At 68.3% G+C, this 17,452-nt stretch carries 17 protein-coding genes; all 17 read right to left on the bottom strand.

Annotation, left to right across the window (positions count from 1 at the left end; translation table 11 throughout):
* Positions 1-31: 31 nt before the first annotated feature.
* A complete protein-coding gene (locus J2W23_RS23225) occupies positions 32-658 on the bottom strand; it encodes a LysE family translocator (RefSeq protein WP_176661466.1) in 627 nt (208 codons plus the stop codon).
* A 67-nt stretch (positions 659-725) separates the two neighbouring features.
* Complete coding sequence (locus J2W23_RS23220; protein ID WP_176661465.1) at positions 726-1,127, bottom strand: GFA family protein; 402 nt, start codon at positions 1,125-1,127, stop codon at positions 726-728.
* Positions 1,128-1,214: 87 nt separating this feature from the next.
* On the bottom strand, positions 1,215-1,493 hold the full coding sequence (locus J2W23_RS23215; protein ID WP_307650421.1) for a DUF2277 domain-containing protein: 279 nt from the start codon (positions 1,491-1,493) through the stop codon (positions 1,215-1,217).
* A 35-nt stretch (positions 1,494-1,528) separates the two neighbouring features.
* A complete protein-coding gene (locus tag J2W23_RS23210; protein WP_307650420.1) occupies positions 1,529-2,023 on the bottom strand; it encodes a GNAT family N-acetyltransferase in 495 nt (164 codons plus the stop codon).
* Positions 2,020-2,604, bottom strand: a complete 585-nt coding sequence (locus J2W23_RS23205) for a GNAT family N-acetyltransferase (protein WP_307650419.1) — start codon at positions 2,602-2,604, stop codon at positions 2,020-2,022. Before J2W23_RS23205 ends, J2W23_RS23210 begins: the two co-directional genes overlap by 4 nt.
* A gap of 122 nt (positions 2,605-2,726) precedes the next feature.
* The gene (locus tag J2W23_RS23200) at positions 2,727-4,070 is read right to left on the bottom strand and encodes an amidase (protein ID WP_307650418.1); all 1,344 of its coding nucleotides are present in this window, start codon (positions 4,068-4,070) and stop codon (positions 2,727-2,729) included.
* Positions 4,070-4,783: a DUF2848 domain-containing protein gene (locus tag J2W23_RS23195; RefSeq protein WP_307650417.1), complete on the bottom strand. Its 714-nt coding sequence runs from the start codon at positions 4,781-4,783 to the stop codon at positions 4,070-4,072. Before J2W23_RS23195 ends, J2W23_RS23200 begins: the two co-directional genes overlap by 1 nt.
* 7 nt (positions 4,784-4,790) lie before the next feature.
* A complete protein-coding gene (locus J2W23_RS23190; protein ID WP_176661460.1) occupies positions 4,791-6,101 on the bottom strand; it encodes an MFS transporter in 1,311 nt (436 codons plus the stop codon).
* Between the two features lie 54 nt (positions 6,102-6,155).
* The gene (locus J2W23_RS23185) at positions 6,156-6,833 is read right to left on the bottom strand and encodes a DUF4286 family protein (protein WP_307650416.1); all 678 of its coding nucleotides are present in this window, start codon (positions 6,831-6,833) and stop codon (positions 6,156-6,158) included.
* A 144-nt stretch (positions 6,834-6,977) separates the two neighbouring features.
* Positions 6,978-7,895 (bottom strand): LysR family transcriptional regulator, encoded by a 918-nt coding sequence (locus tag J2W23_RS23180; RefSeq protein ID WP_307650415.1) that lies wholly within the window; start codon positions 7,893-7,895, stop codon positions 6,978-6,980.
* A gap of 51 nt (positions 7,896-7,946) precedes the next feature.
* The gene (gene blaOXA, locus J2W23_RS23175) at positions 7,947-8,819 is read right to left on the bottom strand and encodes a class D beta-lactamase (protein ID WP_307650414.1); all 873 of its coding nucleotides are present in this window, start codon (positions 8,817-8,819) and stop codon (positions 7,947-7,949) included.
* A 116-nt stretch (positions 8,820-8,935) separates the two neighbouring features.
* Complete coding sequence (locus tag J2W23_RS23170; RefSeq protein ID WP_307650413.1) at positions 8,936-9,367, bottom strand: GNAT family N-acetyltransferase; 432 nt, start codon at positions 9,365-9,367, stop codon at positions 8,936-8,938.
* Positions 9,368-9,400: 33 nt separating this feature from the next.
* Positions 9,401-9,766 carry a nuclear transport factor 2 family protein gene (locus J2W23_RS23165; protein WP_307650412.1) on the bottom strand — a complete coding sequence of 122 codons (366 nt, stop codon included), beginning with the start codon at positions 9,764-9,766 and terminating at the stop codon, positions 9,401-9,403.
* 89 nt (positions 9,767-9,855) lie between these two features.
* Complete coding sequence (locus J2W23_RS23160; protein ID WP_307650411.1) at positions 9,856-10,200, bottom strand: NIPSNAP family protein; 345 nt, start codon at positions 10,198-10,200, stop codon at positions 9,856-9,858.
* Between the two features lie 19 nt (positions 10,201-10,219).
* Positions 10,220-10,609, bottom strand: coding sequence for a VOC family protein (locus J2W23_RS23155; RefSeq protein WP_307650410.1), 390 nt, complete (start codon positions 10,607-10,609; stop codon positions 10,220-10,222).
* Positions 10,610-10,625: 16 nt separating this feature from the next.
* Positions 10,626-11,270 (bottom strand): hypothetical protein, encoded by a 645-nt coding sequence (locus J2W23_RS23150; RefSeq protein ID WP_307650409.1) that lies wholly within the window; start codon positions 11,268-11,270, stop codon positions 10,626-10,628.
* 94 nt (positions 11,271-11,364) lie between these two features.
* Positions 11,365-17,382 (bottom strand): alpha-2-macroglobulin family protein, encoded by a 6,018-nt coding sequence (locus J2W23_RS23145; protein WP_307650408.1) that lies wholly within the window; start codon positions 17,380-17,382, stop codon positions 11,365-11,367.
* Positions 17,383-17,452: the final 70 nt, after the last annotated feature.

The raw sequence follows: 17,452 nt of genomic DNA, 5'->3' as shown, positions 1-17,452 counted from the left end.
GCTTCGCGGCCTTTTTCTTGAGCGGCTCGTCTTACCCCGGTCGGCGCGCCATCAGCGCCCAGATGCCGGCCGCGCTCAGCAGCGAGCCCCCTGTGAGATTGAAGCGCCGCTGCGCGCGCGGCGACGAGAGCAGCTTGCGCGCCGAGGCCGCGAACACGGCATACAGGGTCGCGTTCAGCGCGGCCATCGCCACGAAGGTCACGGCCAGCACCCACATCTGTCGCGTCACGTCGGCGGCCGGGCTGATGAACTGCGGCAGAAACGCCACGAAGAACACGATGCCCTTGGGGTTGAGCGCCGTCACCAGGTAGGTGTTGGCAAAGAGCTTCCAGCGCGAGGCCGGCGCCGCGGGCGCGGCCATCTCGGTGGACATGATGCCGGCGCGCATCAGGCGGATGCCCAGGTACAGCAGGTACAACCCGCCGATCCACTTCACCACCGTGAACCAGAAGGCCGAGGTCGCCAGCAGCGCGCCCAGGCCCAGCAGCGACACCACCAGCGCGGTCGAATCGCCCAGCGCCACCGCGGCGATGAGCGGCACGTTGGCGCGGCGGCCGTGCGACATCGAGTAGCTGATCACCGTGAGGATGGTCGGCCCCGGAATGATCAGCAGCACGGCGGAGGCCGCGACGAAGGCGAGCCAGAGTTCGATGGGCATGAGGTTGTCTCCTGGTGGTGTTGGTGTTGGTCTTGGGATTGGTACTGGCGGAAAGCGATTGTGTCCGTCAGGTGCCGATCGCCGTGCGCGCGACATGCCAGGCGCCGCGGTGGCCGTCCACGTAGCTGATCGGCGAATTGGCCAGGTCGTCCAGGTCCGCATCGTCCAGGCAGGTCACGTTCACGCCGTAGGCGCTTGCGCCGGTTTCGGGCGAATGGCCCACTCCGAATGCGCGCACGCCGCAGCGCTTGCACACGATGTAGTGGCTGTTGCTGGTGTCGAGCATCTGCTCGCTGAGTTCGGATTCGCCCGCGAGCAGCCGGAAGGCGTCGGGCGCGACGATGGCGGGCCAGAAGCGCGTCTGGGTGCAGATCGCGCAGTTGCACCGCAGGGTGCCCAGGCTCAGGTCGATGTCGGCTTCGAATCGCACGGCGTCGCAGTGGCAGCCGCCGGTGTAGGTCTTTTTCATGTGCTTGTCCGGTGCTCCGCGGATCGATGGGAGCAGCCGGCAAACACGATATCAAACGCCGTGCCAACAGGCATCGGCGAGGGCTTTTCAGGCCGGCGCGGTGCCGAACCGTGCCGCCGAACGGGCCTTGGCCCGCTCGGCCTCGACCGCGCGGTCCTTCGGCTCGGCCGTGGTGACGAGCGAGTCGATCAGGCGCGCCGCGGTGGCCGCCACCTCGTCGACCGCGCGCTCGAAGGCCACTTCGTTGGCCTTCGAGGGCACGCTGAAACCGCTGAGCTTGCGCACGAACTGCAGCGCGGCGGCGCGGATTTCCTGTTCGGTGGCGGGAGGCTCGAAGTTGTAGAGGGTCTTGATGCTTCTGCACATGGGCGGGTTCTCCAAATTGCAGTGAATGTTTCAGTCTATCGAAGCAGGGCCATCCTGAAAGCATCGTGATAAATGCCGTCGATGAGGCTCGCGCGCCGCGCAAGGCCTTCGTGCTCGAAGCCCAGCCGCTCGTACAGCGCCTTGGCGTTCAGGTTGTCCGCGCGAACCGAGAGTTCGATGCGGGTCAGCCCGCGCGCCCACGACCGGTCGATGGCCGCCTGCAGCAACTGCGTGCCCAGGCCCCGCCCGCGCGCTTCGGGCAGCAGGGCGATGCCCAGGATGCCGATGTGCGCGCGCGAGTGCCCGAAGACCGGCGCCACGTCGCACCAGCCCACGACCCTGTCGCCGGCATCGACCGCAACGACATGCGGGAAGCCTTGCGCCAGCACGTCGCGGTAGAAGGCGAGCGATCGCTCCCACGGCGGCGCCTGGGTCAGCGCCAGGTATTTCTGTTCGCGCGCCACGACGTCGAGCGCCTTGTGCAGGCTCTCGAAATGGCGCTCCTGGGTGTCCACGACGGAATGGGTCATGCGCGAAGCCTCGTTTCCAGTTGCTGCTTCACCGCCGGCCACTCGTCGTCGATGATGCTGAAGCGCACCGAGTTGCGCTTGCGGCCGTCCGGCATGATCCGCTCGTGGCGGACGATGCCCTCCTGCTTCGCGCCGAGCCGCAGGATGGCGGCGCGCGATTTCGCGTTGATCTCGTCGGTGGTGAACTGCACGCGCACGCAGGCCATCTCCTCGAAGGCGTGGCACAGCATCAGGTACTTCGCTTCGGTGTTGACGAAGCTCTTCTGCCACGACGCCGCGATCCAGGTGCTGCCGATCTCCAGCTTGCGGTGGATGCGGTCGATCTTCCAGAAGCGGGTCGAGCCGATGACGCAACCGGTCTCGCGCAGCACGGTGACATAGGCCATCACATGGCCGCTTGCCTGACCTTCGAGCGGGGTGCGCAAGTAGGCGTCGATGGTCTGGGCCGAGGGGACGACGGTGAACGGCAGGTTCCAGAGTTCGCCGTCGGCGGCAGCAGCCACAAGGGCAGGGGCGTCGGAGGCCTGGAGTGGCCGCAGGATGATGCGGCGACCGACGAGGGGCTGGTGAGACGGAGGCATGCGCTGAAGATAGCGCAAGCTGCTCACTCTCCCCTTGGCGAGAGGGCGGGCGTGAGGGCATGGGCCTTCGCAAGCACCCTCGCCCCAACCCTCTCCCGTGTGCGGGAGAGGGGGCAAGTCCATCAGCGCAGTGCTTGCTCCACCGCCAGCGCCACGGCCGCGAGCCGTGCGTCGTCGCCGTGCACCGACGAGAGCATCAGCCCCACCGGCAGTTCGTCCGGCGCATGGCATGGCAGGCTGAACGCGCACCCGTCGAGAAAATTGATCGCGAAGGTGTTGCGCAGCAAGAGGCCGTTGGCCTGGAAGAACGCCGCGTCCTCGGCCAGCGACGCGATGGGCGGCGCGACGATCGGCACGGTCGGGCAGACCAGCGCATCGAAGCCTTCGAGTGCGTGTTCGACCCGGCCGATCCAGTCGCGGCGGCGGTCCTGCATGACGATGTAGTCGGCGGCACGCACCTCGGTGCCGAGCGCGATGCGCGCGGCCACGCGCGAATCGAAACCCTCGCGCTTCGCGGCGAAGCGCTCGCGGTGAACCGCCGAAGCCTCGATCGGCGAGAAACCGCCCGGCGCGTTGATCGACGCGATCTCCGCAAGCTCGGCCAGCGTGATCTCCACCACCTGTGCACCCGCCGCCGACAGCGCCTGCACCGAGCGCTCGAAGGCGCGCGCGACCGCGGGCTCGATGCCGTCGAACATCAGCGTGCGCGGCACCGCGAGGCGCAGGCCCCGGAGCGGGCGCCGGCGCACCGCCAGCGGCGCGTCGGCGATGGCCGCGTCGGCGATGAGGCAGTCTTCGACGCTGCGCGCCATCGCGCAGACGGTGTCGAGCGAGCGCGCGAGTTCGAAGGCGCCCGTGCGTGGTACCCGCGACTGCGTGTTCTTGAAACCCACGAGCCCGCAGAGCGCCGCTGGAATGCGGATCGAGCCGCCCGTGTCCGACCCCAGCCCCGCGACCGCGAGGCCCAGCGCCACCGACACGGCCGCGCCCGAGGACGAGCCGCCCGGGATGCGCGGCGTGCCCGTATCGGCCGGGTTGTGCGGCGTGCCGTAGTGCGGGTTGATGCCCACGCCCGAGAACGCGAACTCGGTCATGTTGGTCTTGCCGACGATGGCCGCGCCTTGCGTGCGCAGCCGCGCCACGGCCACCGCATCGCGTGCGGCCGGCGGTTCGCCCTTGCAGACGGCCGAGCCGGCCATCGTGGTTTCGCCCGCGACGTCGTACAGGTCCTTGACCGACACCGGCAGGCCCGCGAGTGCGCCGAGCTGCACGCCGGCCTTCTGCGCGGTATCTGCATGACGCGCCGCCGCGAGCGCCGCATCGGCGTAGGTCTTCGTGAACACATGCTGCGCCGAGGGCAGCGCGGCCGCTTCGAGCACCTGCCCGATCAGCGCTTCGTGCGACAGTTCGCCGTGCGCGATGCGCTCGCGCAGGGCGTCGATGGTGAGGTTGCCGGTGCCGCGCATCACGCCACCACCGGCAGTGCGTTCACCGCATAGCGGTGCACGATGCGCCGCTGCAGGCGCGGGTCGTGCAGTTCGATTTCCATCTGCGACGCGGGGCGGATGCCTTCGCCCTTCGCGTTGGGCAGCGCGCCGAGCGTGCCGCAGGTCATGAAGAGGCCCTCGGGTGCGGCATCCGTGCCCGGCATGCCGTCGCGCAGGGCTGCCAGCGGCCGGATCGATGCGAGCGTGCCGCGCTGGTAGTCCACCCAGCGGCCGTCCTCCAGGATGCGCGAGTGCAGTTCCACCTCGTCCTGGTGCGCCTGCAGGTCGCGCCAGCGCCAGGCGACCTGGGCCACGGGCTTGGCGCACATCTGCTTGGAGACGGCGACGGAATAGCTCTCGACCTGGCGGTCGGTGTGGTCCGAAGCCACGCTCAGCCACCACTCGCCCTGCGAGAAGAAGAACACGGGCTCGGCTTCGCCGGAACTCTGGTCGCCCAGGGCCTCGATGGCGCTCGACTGGGTCAGCAGTTGAGACGCCACCCGGTAGTACAGCGGCACGCTCGAGGGGCGCGGCACGCCGATGGCGGCGAGCTCCTCGATGTGGTGTTCGATGGCCGCGACGTCGCGGCCGGTCCATCCCGCCACCACCAGCGCGGTGGGTTCGACGGAACGAAGTTCGATGGCGCGCGCGCCGTCGGCGCTCACGGTTTCGCAGGCAAAACGCAGATGCATGTCGGTCTCAGGCTTCAAGGGGTTTCTTGGCGGTTTCGCGGGCGATGAAGAGCGCGATGAGCGTGATGCAGAGCGCCGCAGTCACGTACAGCGACACGGCCACCGTGGTGCCCCACGACTTGTAGAGGCTCGCGATGATCAGCGGCGCGAAGCCGCCGCCCAGGATGCCGGCCAGCGTGTAGGCCAGCGACGAGCCGGCATAGCGCACGCGGCCGGGGAACTGCTCGGTCACGAACGCGGCCTGCGGGCCGTACATGATCGCGTGGATGATCAGTCCGACCACCACCGCCGCGCAGATCGCGATCGGCTGCGCGCTGTTCATCAGCACGAAGAACACGAAGGCCCAGACGATGCCCAGGAGCGCGCCGGCGATGTAGACGGGCTTGCGGCCGATGCGGTCCGAGAGACTGCCGAAGTACGGCACGGCAAGCGCATTGCAGGCTGCGCCGATCATCGTCGCGGTGAGTGCGAGCGGCCGCGACAGGTGCAGCACCGTCGTCACGTAGGTGAGGGTGAACACCACCACCAGTGCATACAACACGTCGGAGCCGATGCGCGAACCGCCGGCCACCAGCAGGCGGCGCCAGTGCTGCGTGAACACTTCCTTCACCGGCGTCTTGGCGGTGGCCTTCTTCTCTTCCATTTCGAGGAAGACCGGCGTCTCGTCCACGCCGCGGCGCAGCCACAGGCCGAACAGCACCAGCGCCACGCTCGAGATGAACGGAATGCGCCAGCCCCAGGCCATGAAGTCTTCGGGGCTCAGCCATGCGGACACTGCGGCGATGAAGCCGGTGCCGATCAGCGTGCCGAACGACGGGCCGATCTGCGTGAACGAGGCGTTGCGGCCGCGTTCATCGGGCTTGCCGTGTTCCATCGACAGCAGCACCGCGCCGGCCCATTCGCCGCCGAGCGCCACGCCCTGCACGAAGCGCAGCGCGACCAACGCGACCGGCGCCCAGATGCCCCAGGTCGCATACGTGGGCAACAGGCCCATGAGGCCGGTGGAGACACCCATGATGACCAGCGTGGCCACCAGCACGAAGCGCCGGCCGAGCCGGTCGCCCAGGTGCCCGAACACCACGCCGCCCAGCGGCCGCGAGATGTAGCCGACCGCGTAGGTCGAGAAGGCGAGGATGGTGCCCGTCAGCGGATCGAAGGACGGGAAGAACACCGCGTTGAAGACCAGCGCGGCCATGATGTTGTAGACGGTGAAGTCGTACCACTCCAGCGTGGTGCCGATGGAGCTGGCCATCGCGAGCCGGCCCATCTTGGGCGGTGCCGCGGCGGCGGCCGGAGCGGTGAGAACGTGTTCGGTCATGGGAATGCCCTTGTTCAATGGAGAGATGGAAAGATGGAGAGAGGGGAGGCGCGATCAGCCCAGCTCGGCTGCGCTCAGCTTCCAGCCGAGTGCGAGCAGCCAGCCGGTGGCCGGGTCGGCATCGAGCGCGGCTGCTGCGGCGGCGCGGGCGGTGCGCGCTGAATCGACGTTGCTGGTTTCGACGACCAGCATCGGCTGCAGCACGCGGCCTTCGGTGGATTCGCGCGGCAGCGGCGTGCTGAGCGTGGTGTCGGGTGCGAGCAGGTACGACTGCACGAAGCCTGCCTGTTCGGCGAGCTGGCGGCCGGCTGCGGCAGCGCGTGCGACCAGCGCCTCGACGTCGCCGGTGACCGCGAGCGGCAGCACGACGGCATGGCTCCCGCTGCCGAAACCTGTCACCGCACGCACGGCGCACACGCGGCGGATCGGCTGGCGCATGCGGTTGAGGTTGGCGATGGACCACGGCGTCTGCTTCTCGAACGCGGCGCGGTAGCCCGGCGAGCCGAACACCGCCAGCGATTCGGTGCGGTACAGCCCCAGGTACTTGCGCCCGCCTTCGAGCGAGAAATAGCGCGCACCCGAGAGGAAACCGGGGATGCGCACGCGCTCTTCCACGTGCTCCCTGTCGTACCAGCGGTTGAAGTCGGCCTCGTCGGCCGGCTCCACGTCGGAGGCGACGAAGAGCATGCCGTTCGCGATCGCTGCGAGGGAAGAAGAGTCAGGTGTGTTCATGGCGGCGGAAGAGCAGGCGGGCCTTCGAAAAATGAAGGCGCGATCTTCCGTCGCGGGGTCGGACTGTCACAAACGAGTTTTTTTGGGCGACAGCCACAAGAATTACTGGCCCCTTTTCGGGGCCGAAATGCGCTCTTTTGAGGGTTAACCCTCTGAAGCTGCGCTCCAGGTTGGTGCGATTGCCGAGGTCGTGAACTGGTCGGAGGCCCGGCAGGCCAGCTCGGCCACGAGCCGGATGGCGTCGGAGTCGGCCGCCTCCAGGTGGCTCACCACGATGCGCTGCGGCGAAATGAGCGCATCGCACTCGATGATCCGCACGTCGCCCGCGGCCACGTATTCGTAGCAGGGCGGCAGCGGCACCAGCGCGTTGCCGAAGCCCGCCTTCACGAGGCGCGCGAGCGCCGAGATCGAACTCACGCAGTGCACCTTGCCAATAGGAATGCCCGCCGCGCGAAAGAGGTTCTTGAGCGCCTCGTGCGGCTGCGAGCCGGGGCTCATCGTGAGCACGGGCTGGCGCAGCAACTGCTCGACGGTTTGCACGGGCTCCACGCCCGGCGGGCCGACCCAGCCCATCGGCATCGGCAGGCACGGCGTGCTCACGATGCCCGCGCCGGCGATGTGGTCGGTCTGCAGCGCGATGTCCAGCGCCCCTTCGCGCAGGCCCCGGTGCAGCGCGAGCGTGGTCTCGGAGGTGAGCTGCACCTCGATGCCCGGGTAAGTGGAACGCAGGTTGGTGAGAAAGCCCAGCAGCCAGGTGTGGACCACGGTCTCGATGGCGCCGATGCGCACCAGCCCGAGGATGTCCTCGCGCGGGCGGCCGAGCGAGACGATCTCGCGGCGCAGTTCGAGCAGCCGCTCGCCGTAGTCCATGAGCCGCACGCCCACGGGCGTGAGCCGCAGTTCGCGCGCGTCGCGCTCGAACAGGCGCGCGCCGATGTCTTCTTCCAGCGAGGCCACGCGGTTGGACACCGCCGCCTGCGTGATGTGGAGCCGGTCGCTCGCCGCGCGAAAGCTGCCCAGCCGCGCGGCCCAGAGGAAGGCTTCGACAAATCTTGTATTCATGAGGGCACCTGCCGGGCATTTTGCCCGCAACGCGCCCGGCGATGAGCGCTCCTAGACTGGAAGCACGTTCATCTGCGCGAGCAGCTTGCGCCCGAGCGGAATGCGCTTGGCCACGTCGGCCTCGCCGTGCATGTCGATGTTCAGCGCAAAGCTCTGCACGCTGCCGTTCGCCTGCGCGACCCAGCCGACCCACCAGCCGAGCGAGAAACCCGGCGATTCGTACCAGCCGGTCTTGCCGTGCAGGGCGTGGGTGGGCGTTTGTTCGAGCCGTGTGATCTCGTGGACCATGTCCTGCGTGCGCGTCGACATCGGCAGGCTGCGCTGCGCGAGCCGCATCAAAAAGCGCACCTGCTCGGCCGCCGAGATCTGCAGCTTGTTGTTGACCCAGAACTGGTCGACCTTGGTGCCCAGCGTCTCGTTGCCGTAGTGCAGCCTGGCGATCCATTCGTTCATGCGCGCGAGGCCGATGCGGCGCGCCACCCCGCGGTAGATCGGCAGGTGCGAGACGCGGATCGCATCGCGCAGGTTCATGTCGCGCTCCCACTCCTTGCGCTTGTAGGTGCCGCCGCCGTAGGGGAGGATTTCGTCGATGTCCTTCACCGCGCCGGTCTCCAGGGCGATCAGGCTGTTGGGGATCTTGAAGGTCGATGCGGGGCTGTAGCGCTTTTCGGCGCGCCGGCGATCGACCACGGTGAGCTTCGCGGTGGCGCTGTCGAGCACCACCCAGGTCCCGCGCACGTCGGCTTCCTTGAAATGGATGGCGAGGTCGGGGCGCTCCTCGATGTGCGCGGCGGGCGTGGCCGCGTCGGCAAAACGGGTGGCGGCGAGCGCGGCGAGCAGGCCGCAGCCGCCCTGGGCAAGAAAGGTCCTGCGACGTGCGGCGCGGGGTGTGCGTGTCGTGAAAGCGGCGGGAGCAAGAGACATCGGTGCGTGCTGTGTGTGATGGGATGCGCCGGATCATCCGGCGCACAGCCGCCATCCACAACGCACGCCGCCTTGCGCTACGTCACGCGCGTAACGGCCGTAACCGCCGGGCGTCGTCAGCTGTCGTCGATCAGCCCGCGCTCGCGCGCCTGCTGCTCGTTGCCGAAGATCGCCATCGCGGTGCGCATGCGCTTGAAGCCCAGCTTCTTGTAGAAGGGCTCCTTGCCCGCCACCGCGTACAGGATGATCTTGCGGTGCCCGCGCGAGAACTCCACGAGCTTCGCGACGATCGCCTTGCCGAGGCCCGTGCCCTGGCAGTCCGGATGCACCGCCACGTCGCAGATGTAGGAGCAGTCCAGGCCGTCGGCCACTGCGCGGCCCGCGCCGACCAGCCGGCCATCCGCATAGACGAGGCATTTGAAGAGGCTGTTGGAGAACACGACCTGCAGGTCGGCCGGCCTCTTGTGGCCGAGCGGGGCGATCTCGTAGAGGCGGGAGAGCTCGTTCCAGTCGAGCGCTTCGAGGGTGTGGCGCCATTCGAGGGGCATCGCGGAAGCACTCTCGCCGTGCATCTTCCTTCTTCAGCCCATCGTGTAGAAGAATTCCTCGCGCACGATCTTGCCGTCCTTGACGGTGTAGAGCGCCATTTCTTCCATCGTGAAGCGTTGCCTGGTGGGCTTCATGGTCACGTCGAACTTGAAGCCGACGATGAAGCGGTCGTCGAGCGGCCACGGGCCGGCGACCTGCATGGAATGCACCTCATGGTTCTCGACCCACCACTCGCCCTTGGCCTTGATGGCCGCAAGGCCGACCGCTTCGCGCGACTGGCCGGGAGGGCCGCCGGCCTCGACGCTCACGGCTTCGGGCGCGTACAGCACCTGGGCCTCGTCGAATTTCCCTTCCTTGCACAACGCCACGAGCTTGTTGGCGATTTCCAGGGTGTTCATGGGTTCTCCTATGTACGAACGCCGCGTGAGGTGATGACCGAGGCGGGAGTGTAGGCCTGCACCCGCGTCGCGCGCTACCTCGGCGTGTTTCAGGAGGTGCCGTTGAGGGCGCGCATGCTGTCGATGGCCTCGGGCGACACCCACAGCAGGGTGTTGAGGTACGTGTCGATGCAGTCCACCAGCGCGCTGCGCGGGCCGTCGCGCCACTCCGAAGATCCGTAGAACGCCGCTTGCCGGGCCTCCAGCGCCTCGCGGCTGTCGTAGGCGCGAACGAGGTGGTAGGTGGCTTCCTCGTGGTCCGATTTTCCGTAGGTGACCACGTCCATGCCCTTGTCGCGCAGCATCGGAACGGCGCGCTCGTGCATGGCGGCGTGGAACGCGTCGAGCGTGCCGGGCTTCAGGCGGTAGGTGCGGATTTCGATGAGGCGGTTCATGGGGCGCTTTCGTCGGGGCTCACGCGGGTTGGAGAAGATCCCACTTGTTGCCGCAAAGGTCCAGGAAGACCGCCACCGTGCCGTGCGGCTCATGCCGTGGTTCTTCGAGGAAGCGGACGCCGTGCGCCTTCATGTGTGCGTGGTCGGCGGCGAAGTCCCGCGTGTGCAGGAACAGGAAGACGCGGCCACCGGCCTGGTTGCCGACCGCCGCCTGCTGTTCGTCGTTTGCGGCCTTGGCGAGCAGCAGCGTGGCACTCGCGTTGCGCGAAGGCGCGACCACCACCCAGCGCTTGCCCGGGCCGCGCGGCGTGTCTTCGAGAAGGTCGAAGCGCAGCGCTTCGGTGAAGAAGCGGATGGCTTCGTCGTAGTCGTGGACGAGGAGGGTGACGGTGGCGAGGTGCCGGGGCATCGGGTTGCCCGATCGATCAGGTGAAGACAATCGCCGTCTTGTGCGCAATGCTCAGCCGGGCCGATTCGTACAGCAGCAGCCACGACTCGATTTCCCGGTAGAGGCCTTCGTCGTCGCCCATGCCGTCGGCGAGCCGGGCAGCTTCCTCGTCCGACAGTTGTCCGTCCGTGAGCGCGATGCCGAGCGCGGGCGCGACCAGCACCAGTTCTTCGAGCAGCCGGTACGACGAACCGAGCATGCCGCCGGGCAGGTCGGTCTCGTCTTCCTCGGCAAAGATCACCTCTTCGAAGTCGACCGGCAGGTAGAAGCCTTCCGCGTCGGAGTGGCAGAGCAGGTGGCTCTCGAAGGTGCTGGCCACGTCTTCGAGCGTCTCGTCTTCCGTGGGGTCGACGTCCTCGGGCAGGGGCGTGGCCATCCAGCCGGGCGTCGTCACGCGATGCGCGTAGGCGCGGCGCAGGTAATGAATGAACGAGTAAGGCAGGCCGTCGATCGGTGCGCGCGAATCGAGCGGCGGCAGCACGCGGGGCTCCACGTGAGGGGGCAGGCCCGCTTCGGCGAGCTTGCGGTTCACGACCGCGAAGTCTTCATCGAAATGCTCGGCGCTCTCGGGATCGTTTTCGATCAGGTCGGCGAGGATGCCGACGCAAATGGCCAGACCCATGGGGGTTCTCCAGGTTGTTGGTTCGCGGCGATGGTGACCGGGACCGGTGAAGGCGGGATGACGACCCGCCCGGCACCGTTCCCTGGTTGCTGCGTTACTTCGCCGCCTCCACCTTCACCCGCGCATTCGGCGCCTCGCCGAACATCTCGGGCGCATACATCGCCTCGACGCGGCTGGGCGGCAGCGCGAAGTCGCCGACGTTGTTCAGGCGCACCGTGTATTCCATCTTCGCCACGCCCTTGGGCAGGTACTCGTAGTAGCTGCGGAAGGCCTCGAAGCTGCGTTCTTCGAAAGCGGCCCAGCCGGCGCCCGACTTCTTTTCGCCCTGCGTGGCGATCTGCGAGTCACGGCCCAGGCCGCCGCCCAGGATGGTCGCGCCGCCCGGGATCGGATCGCTGATCACCACCCAGGTCATGTCGGCGCTGGCGTTCACCTCGATGGTTACGCGCAGCACGTCGCCGCGGGTGTACTTGCCCGCGGTGGCCTGCTCGACCGGGGTGATGGTCTTCTTGATCGCGTAGCCGGCCGCGAACGGCGCCTTCAGCTGCACCGCGGCAATGGACTGCAGCGTGAGCCACGGCTTGCCGGTGCCTTGCTGGGTGACCAGCAGCGTGTCGCGCACGGGGGCACCCGATGGCGATGCGGCCCATGGCAGGAACATCGTGTTGTTCTTCAGGTTGCCGGGCGACGCGGGTGCGCCGAAGAAGGTGGTCTGGTTCGGCGCGCCGGCCGGGTCGCTGGTCTTCACGCGCTCGACCTTGCCCCAGTCGACCTGCGCCTTCACCGCACCGAGCGTGGCGGCGGTGATGCCGGCCACCGGCGTGCTCTCGAACACCTTGCTGAATTTCTCCAGCGCGAGCCCGCCCCACAGGTTGGCGGTGGTGGTGTGCCAGGCGCCGTTCTGCTGGCGGCCGATGAAGCCGTTGGCGAGCTTGCCGATGTCGTCCTTCCAGCTCGGGTCGTCCATCACGCTGAGCAGCAGGCGGGCGGTGTTGACGTCGCCGTTGGTCATCAGCCACCACCAGTAGTCGTCCTGCTCGGTGCTGAAGATGAGCTTGGTGCCCTGGTAGGACAGGCGCGCCTTCAGCACGTTGTTGGCTTCGTCCAGCCGCTGCTGGCGCTGCGGCACGTCGTTCACGCGCTTGAGGATATTGAGCCAGTCGATCACCGCGCTGGTGGGCCACTGGTTCGGCGCGATGGTGACGCTGCCCAGCATGCTGCCCTTGGCCTTGCCGTAGCGCGAGAGCGCTTCGAGCGCGGCGAGCTTGCGCACATCCAGGTCCTTGCGCGGGCTCCAGAACTCGCGCGTGATGCGGCCTTCGACGAAGGCGATCAGGCCCGACTCCATCGGCGCGCGCACGTCGTCGGCGAGCGCGAAAGCGGGGTTCAGCTGCGCGGCCTCGTGCGTCGCTGCGAGCAGGTACGAGGTGAGGATGTCGCTGCCGCGGTTGGCTTCGCCGTCGCGCGGCGGGAAGTAGTTGGCGAGGCCGTCGCCGTCGAGATACGTCGGCAATGTCGCCAGCACGCCCTGCCACATCTTCGCGTCGCGCAGGCCGACCGACTTGCTGGTCTTCTGCTCGAGGCAGATGAAGGGGTAGTTGGCGAACCAGTCGCGCACGCCCGGCAGGCCTTCGGCGAGCTTGGGCTGCAGGGCAAGCTTCAGGCCGCCGCGGCCGGGGAGAGCGTCGGCGGGCGGCGCCACGTCGAGCGTGAACGGCCCGTCGAGCTGCACCAGCGTCGCCTGCTGCACCGTGAGCGGCACCGAGGGCACGATGCGCTGGCGCACCTTGAGCGCGTCGCGCGCACCGCCGAGGATGTCCTTCGCTTCGATTTCCCACAGGATGGCTTCGGCGCGCGTCTGCGCGAGTTGCGCGGGCGCGGTCACGGTCCATGCGACTTCGCGCGCTTCGCCGGCCGGGATGTCCACGGTCTGCGTCTCCAGCGTGAGCAGGGTGGCGCGCGGCGTGGCTTCGACCTTCATCGGCTTCTGCGTGGTGTTGCGCAGCGTGATCTGGGCGCGGAACTGGTCGTCTTCGCGCACCAGCGGCGGCAGGCCGCTGATGATCTGCAGGTCCTGCGTGGCCTGGATGCTCGCCTGGCCGGTGCCGAACAAGCTGGTGCCCGAATCGGCGACCGCCACGATCTTGAAGGTGGTGAGCGCGTCGTTCAGCGGCACCGTCACCACGGCCTGGCCGTTGGCATCGAGCACCACCTTCGGGTTCCACACCAGCAGGGTGTCGAGCAGTTCGCGCGTCTGGCCCTTGCCGCCGCCGCCGCCCGCGGGCACGGCCTTGCGTCCGTAGTGGCGCCGGCCGACGATTTCCATCTGCGCGGTGGAGGTGCTCACGCCCCAGCTGCGCCGCTGCAGCATCGCGTTCAAGAGGTTCCAGCTGTCGTTGGGCATCAGCTCCAGCAGGGCCTGGTCGACCGCGGCCAGCGCCACTTCGGCGCCGGCGGCCGGCTTGCCGTCGGGCAGCTTGGCGGTGATGGTGACCTGCGCCTTGCTGCGGATCGGGTAGCTGGGCTTGTCGCTGGTGACTGTCACATCCAGCTGGTGGGCGCGCGTGCCGACGCGGATCTCGGCCATGCCGAGGCGATAGGCGGGCTTGCTCAGGTCGACCATCGCGGTCGGCGCGACGTATTCCTTGCCCTCGTACCAGAAGGCGGTCCACCACTCGCGCGGCGCCTTGAAGCCCCAGGTGAAGAAGCTGTACCACGGCACTTCGCGCAGGCGCCCGCGCAGCGCGAGCACGCTGACGTAGGCGTTCGGGCCCCACTCGGGCTTGACCTGCAACGTGACCGTCGGGTCCTTGCCGTCGAGCTGCACCACGTGGGTTTCGATGATGCCTTCGCGTTCCACCGAGACCAGCGCGGTCGCGAAGCGGAAGGGGCTGCGCACCTGGAACTTGGCGACCTCGCCGGGCTGGTAGCTCTTCTTCTCGGGCAGCACGTCGATGCGGTCGTTGTCCTCGCCGCCGAACCAGAGCTCGCCCTGCTTGGTCACGTAGACGGAGCTCACGGCCTTGCTGTCGCGGCCGTCGCCGTCGGTGGCGCTGGCGATGAGTTCGACTTCGCCGGCTTCCTTCAGCTCCGATTCGCACAGCAGCAGGCCGCGCGCATCGCTCTTGCCGCTGCAGACGGTGCCGATGTCCTTCGTCTCGGTCTTGTTGTCGTAGGTGTAGAAGCCGCCCACCATGCGCTTGCGGCTGGTGGTGGTGATGCGGGCCACGGCGCGCACGTTGAGCGTCACGCCGGCCTGGGGCTTGCCTGTGAGGTCGAGCGCGAGCGCCTGGAACTTGAGCTTCTGGCTGGTGGAGACCCAGCCCTCGGTCTTGATGCCCGCGATGACCGAGGCCGGCCACAGCGTCTGCGTGCTGCGGATGGTCTGCACCTCGCCGTTCGGGTCGGCGTAGGTGGCTTCGAGCAGCAGCTCGCGCGCGGCCTTGACCTTCGGCACCTTGTCGATGGTGACCTTGCCCGCGCCGTCCTTGTTCAGCGTGAGCGGCAGCTTGTCGGCGATCACGCGGGTGTCGCTGGCGCTGTTGATGTCTTCGTCTGCACCCGCGGTATCGGCCGCGGCGGCCGCTTGCGTGCCGTCGCCCTGTTCGGCGCGCGGCGGGCTGAAGCTGAAGGCGTCGTAGTCGGAGAAGCTCAGGCTCTTGCCGCGCACCATCGCCGACACGCGCACCGGCAGGTTGGCGGCACCGCCGCCGGCCACGTAGTTGATCTGCACGTCGGTAGGCACGCTCGTCGCGGCCACCAGCGGCTTCTTCTCGGAGGGCGCGATGCGGCCTTCGAGCACCGGCAGGCGGAACTCTTCGACGCGGAACATGCCGGTGCTGAAGCTGCGGCCGCCACCGCCTTCATCGCCGTCTTCACCGTCGCCGTTGGCGTCCTTGCCGCCGCTGCGCAGCATCACCTCGTACACGCCGAGCTTGGCGGCGGGTGGAATGGCAAAGCTGTTCTCCGCGCTCAGGCCACCGGTGGCGGTCTTGCGCCAGGCGAGCGGCTGGGTGAAGCGCTGGCCGCTGCCGGTGTGGGTGATGACGAGCGTGTCGGGCCGGTTCTCCGGCAGGCCGAAGCCCTTGCTGGTCTGCGTGCGGATCAGGCTCTTCATCGACACCGTCTCGCCGGCGCGCAGCAGCGTGCGATCAAAGATGGTGTGGGCGATGCGGTCGGGCTCGGGTTGCAGGTTGGTGGGCACGTTGAAGCGCCAGGGCTCGATGCCGCGCTGCCAGTCACTGAAGGTGAAGGCGAGGTCTTCCACGCCCTTGTCGTCCTTGGCGCGGGCGCTCACGAACCAGGCGCCGCTGTCGTACTCGTTCGGGCCGTTGCAGCTGGGTGCCTGCGGCGAGATGCCCTGCAGCGTGACGATGCCGTTGGCGTCGGTGGTGCCGGTGGCCACGGCCTTGCCGTCGCAGCTGGAGACGCGCACCTCGGCGCCGGCGACGACCTTGCCCTTGTCCAGCGTGGTGACCCAGGCCATCGAGTTCTCGCGGCCCAGCTTGAAGTGCACCGCCAGGTTGGTGGCCAGCGCGGTGGTGCGCACGTACATCGTGCGGCCGGCGGGGTAACGCTCGTCGAGCAGGGCTTCGCCCAGCTTCTGCGAGGCGATCTCCAGCACGTGGAAGCCCGGTGTCAGCGGAATGCCGATGACTTCGAACGGACGCGGATCGCCCGCGTCGGACTTGGGCATGTCCAGCGCCTTCACGCCCGGCTGGCCGGCCAGCAGCGACAGCATGCGGGTCTGCAGCGACGTGCGGTCGTTCTTGTCGATGACCGGGGGCAGCGCGCCCTTGATGTCCTGGCGCGCCTGTTCGCGCGAGACGGTGTAGTTGTCGTAGCGGCGCACCTTGCGGAACCACGCGATGATTTCCGCGTCGGTCTTCGGGTTCATGTCGCTCACCTTGCCGGGCGTGAGCGCGTTCACCATCAGCTGCGGCTCCACGCGGCGCACGGTCACCGGCATCATGGCCGGGGTGCCGGGCTCGGCCAGCCGCTCGATCACGCCGAAGGGCGAAGCGGCGAACTTGGCCAGCGGAGGCATCGCGCCGGTCGCGACCTTCAGCGGAAAGGTGCCGGGCGTGGCCAGCGCGCGGCCCGAGGCATCTTCGAACTTGGAGGGCAGCTCGATGCTGTATTGGGTGCTCTCGGCCAGCGGCGGGCCGAAGCTCACGTTGCTGACCACGTCGTCGTCGCTCTGTGTGCCGCCGTCGTTGTCCAGCTTGGCCTTGATCGTCTTGCCGTCGCCCTTGAGCTCGATCTGCGAGGCCAGCTTGCGCGTGACCGGCGCATTGAAGTTCAGCTGCATCGGGCGCAGCGGCAGGCACGCCGACTGCGCGTTCTCGCGCTCGCAGGTGAACGAAATGGCGAAAGGCTCGCGCACCTGGTAGTCGAGCCGGCGCTCCACGTTGTTGGCAACGCCCGAGGGCGTGGCCACGCCCTTGCCGTACACGACCTGCACCTTGGCGCCCGGCGTCAGCGTGCGGTTGCACTGCATCGTGATGAAGCGCAGCGGCTCCTTCTCGGCCGCCTTGTCGCGGTTGAAGGCCTTGAGCACGCCCGCGCGCTGCTCGCCGTCGAGCAGCTTGACGGGAATGCGCTCGCCCACGCCGTCGGCCGCGCACCAGACGTTCTGGCGCACGCTCTCCAGCGTGGCCGCGCCGTTGAGCTCCAGCACGAACATCTGCTGCTCGTCGATGCGGGAGTAGGTGCCCGGCATGTAGCTGCGCACGAACGGGCCGCCGCTATTGAATTGGTAGCGCTCCGGACCGGTCAGCTCGCCGCCCGCGCTGGGCTTGAAGGTGGGGATGCGGGTGACCGTGCAGCGCACGCCGGGCGGCAGGTCGTTCTCGAAGTCGTAGACCCAGGCCTTGGCGTCGGTCCAGCGGCCGGTGCCCTTGCCGGCCTGTGCATCGGTGCAGCTCACCGAGAGCGGGGCGGGCGCCTTGGGGTCGCCGAAATTGACGGCGGCCTGGTCGAACTTGGCGACGATCTGGCGCACGCGCGCCACCTCGCCCTGCGGGGTCAGGCTGGTGATCTGGAGTGCAAAGCTCGGGGCGGCCAGCAGGGTGCTCGCGGCCAGGAGCAATGGGGGAACGAAGCGGGTCACGGAATCTCCTCCTTGGGGCAGCGCGCAGCGTAGCCGATTTGCGCGTCAGTACGGCAGTGCCAACCGTCAT

Origin of the sequence: Variovorax boronicumulans, assembly GCF_030812215.1 — a bacterium.
In the GTDB taxonomy this organism is placed as follows: domain Bacteria; phylum Pseudomonadota; class Gammaproteobacteria; order Burkholderiales; family Burkholderiaceae_C; genus Variovorax; species Variovorax boronicumulans_C.
This window is presented reverse-complemented; position numbering and strand designations above follow the sequence as displayed.

What these genes read in the sequence shown, in the direction of transcription:
- J2W23_RS23225 (WP_176661466.1), bottom strand. Translation starts at nt 658, where the DNA reads ATGCCCATCGAACTCTGGCTCGCCTTCGTCGCGGCCTCCGCCGTGCTG.
- J2W23_RS23220 (WP_176661465.1), bottom strand. Translation starts at nt 1,127, where the DNA reads ATGAAAAAGACCTACACCGGCGGCTGCCACTGCGACGCCGTGCGATTC.
- J2W23_RS23215 (WP_307650421.1), bottom strand. Translation starts at nt 1,493, where the DNA reads ATGTGCAGAAGCATCAAGACCCTCTACAACTTCGAGCCTCCCGCCACC.
- J2W23_RS23210 (WP_307650420.1), bottom strand. Translation starts at nt 2,023, where the DNA reads ATGACCCATTCCGTCGTGGACACCCAGGAGCGCCATTTCGAGAGCCTG.
- J2W23_RS23205 (WP_307650419.1), bottom strand. Translation starts at nt 2,604, where the DNA reads ATGCCTCCGTCTCACCAGCCCCTCGTCGGTCGCCGCATCATCCTGCGG.
- J2W23_RS23200 (WP_307650418.1), bottom strand. Translation starts at nt 4,070, where the DNA reads ATGCGCGGCACCGGCAACCTCACCATCGACGCCCTGCGCGAGCGCATC.
- J2W23_RS23195 (WP_307650417.1), bottom strand. Translation starts at nt 4,783, where the DNA reads ATGCATCTGCGTTTTGCCTGCGAAACCGTGAGCGCCGACGGCGCGCGC.
- J2W23_RS23190 (WP_176661460.1), bottom strand. Translation starts at nt 6,101, where the DNA reads ATGACCGAACACGTTCTCACCGCTCCGGCCGCCGCCGCGGCACCGCCC.
- J2W23_RS23185 (WP_307650416.1), bottom strand. Translation starts at nt 6,833, where the DNA reads ATGAACACACCTGACTCTTCTTCCCTCGCAGCGATCGCGAACGGCATG.
- J2W23_RS23180 (WP_307650415.1), bottom strand. Translation starts at nt 7,895, where the DNA reads ATGAATACAAGATTTGTCGAAGCCTTCCTCTGGGCCGCGCGGCTGGGC.
- blaOXA (WP_307650414.1), bottom strand. Translation starts at nt 8,819, where the DNA reads ATGTCTCTTGCTCCCGCCGCTTTCACGACACGCACACCCCGCGCCGCA.
- J2W23_RS23170 (WP_307650413.1), bottom strand. Translation starts at nt 9,367, where the DNA reads ATGCCCCTCGAATGGCGCCACACCCTCGAAGCGCTCGACTGGAACGAG.
- J2W23_RS23165 (WP_307650412.1), bottom strand. Translation starts at nt 9,766, where the DNA reads ATGAACACCCTGGAAATCGCCAACAAGCTCGTGGCGTTGTGCAAGGAA.
- J2W23_RS23160 (WP_307650411.1), bottom strand. Translation starts at nt 10,200, where the DNA reads ATGAACCGCCTCATCGAAATCCGCACCTACCGCCTGAAGCCCGGCACG.
- J2W23_RS23155 (WP_307650410.1), bottom strand. Translation starts at nt 10,609, where the DNA reads ATGCCCCGGCACCTCGCCACCGTCACCCTCCTCGTCCACGACTACGAC.
- J2W23_RS23150 (WP_307650409.1), bottom strand. Translation starts at nt 11,270, where the DNA reads ATGGGTCTGGCCATTTGCGTCGGCATCCTCGCCGACCTGATCGAAAAC.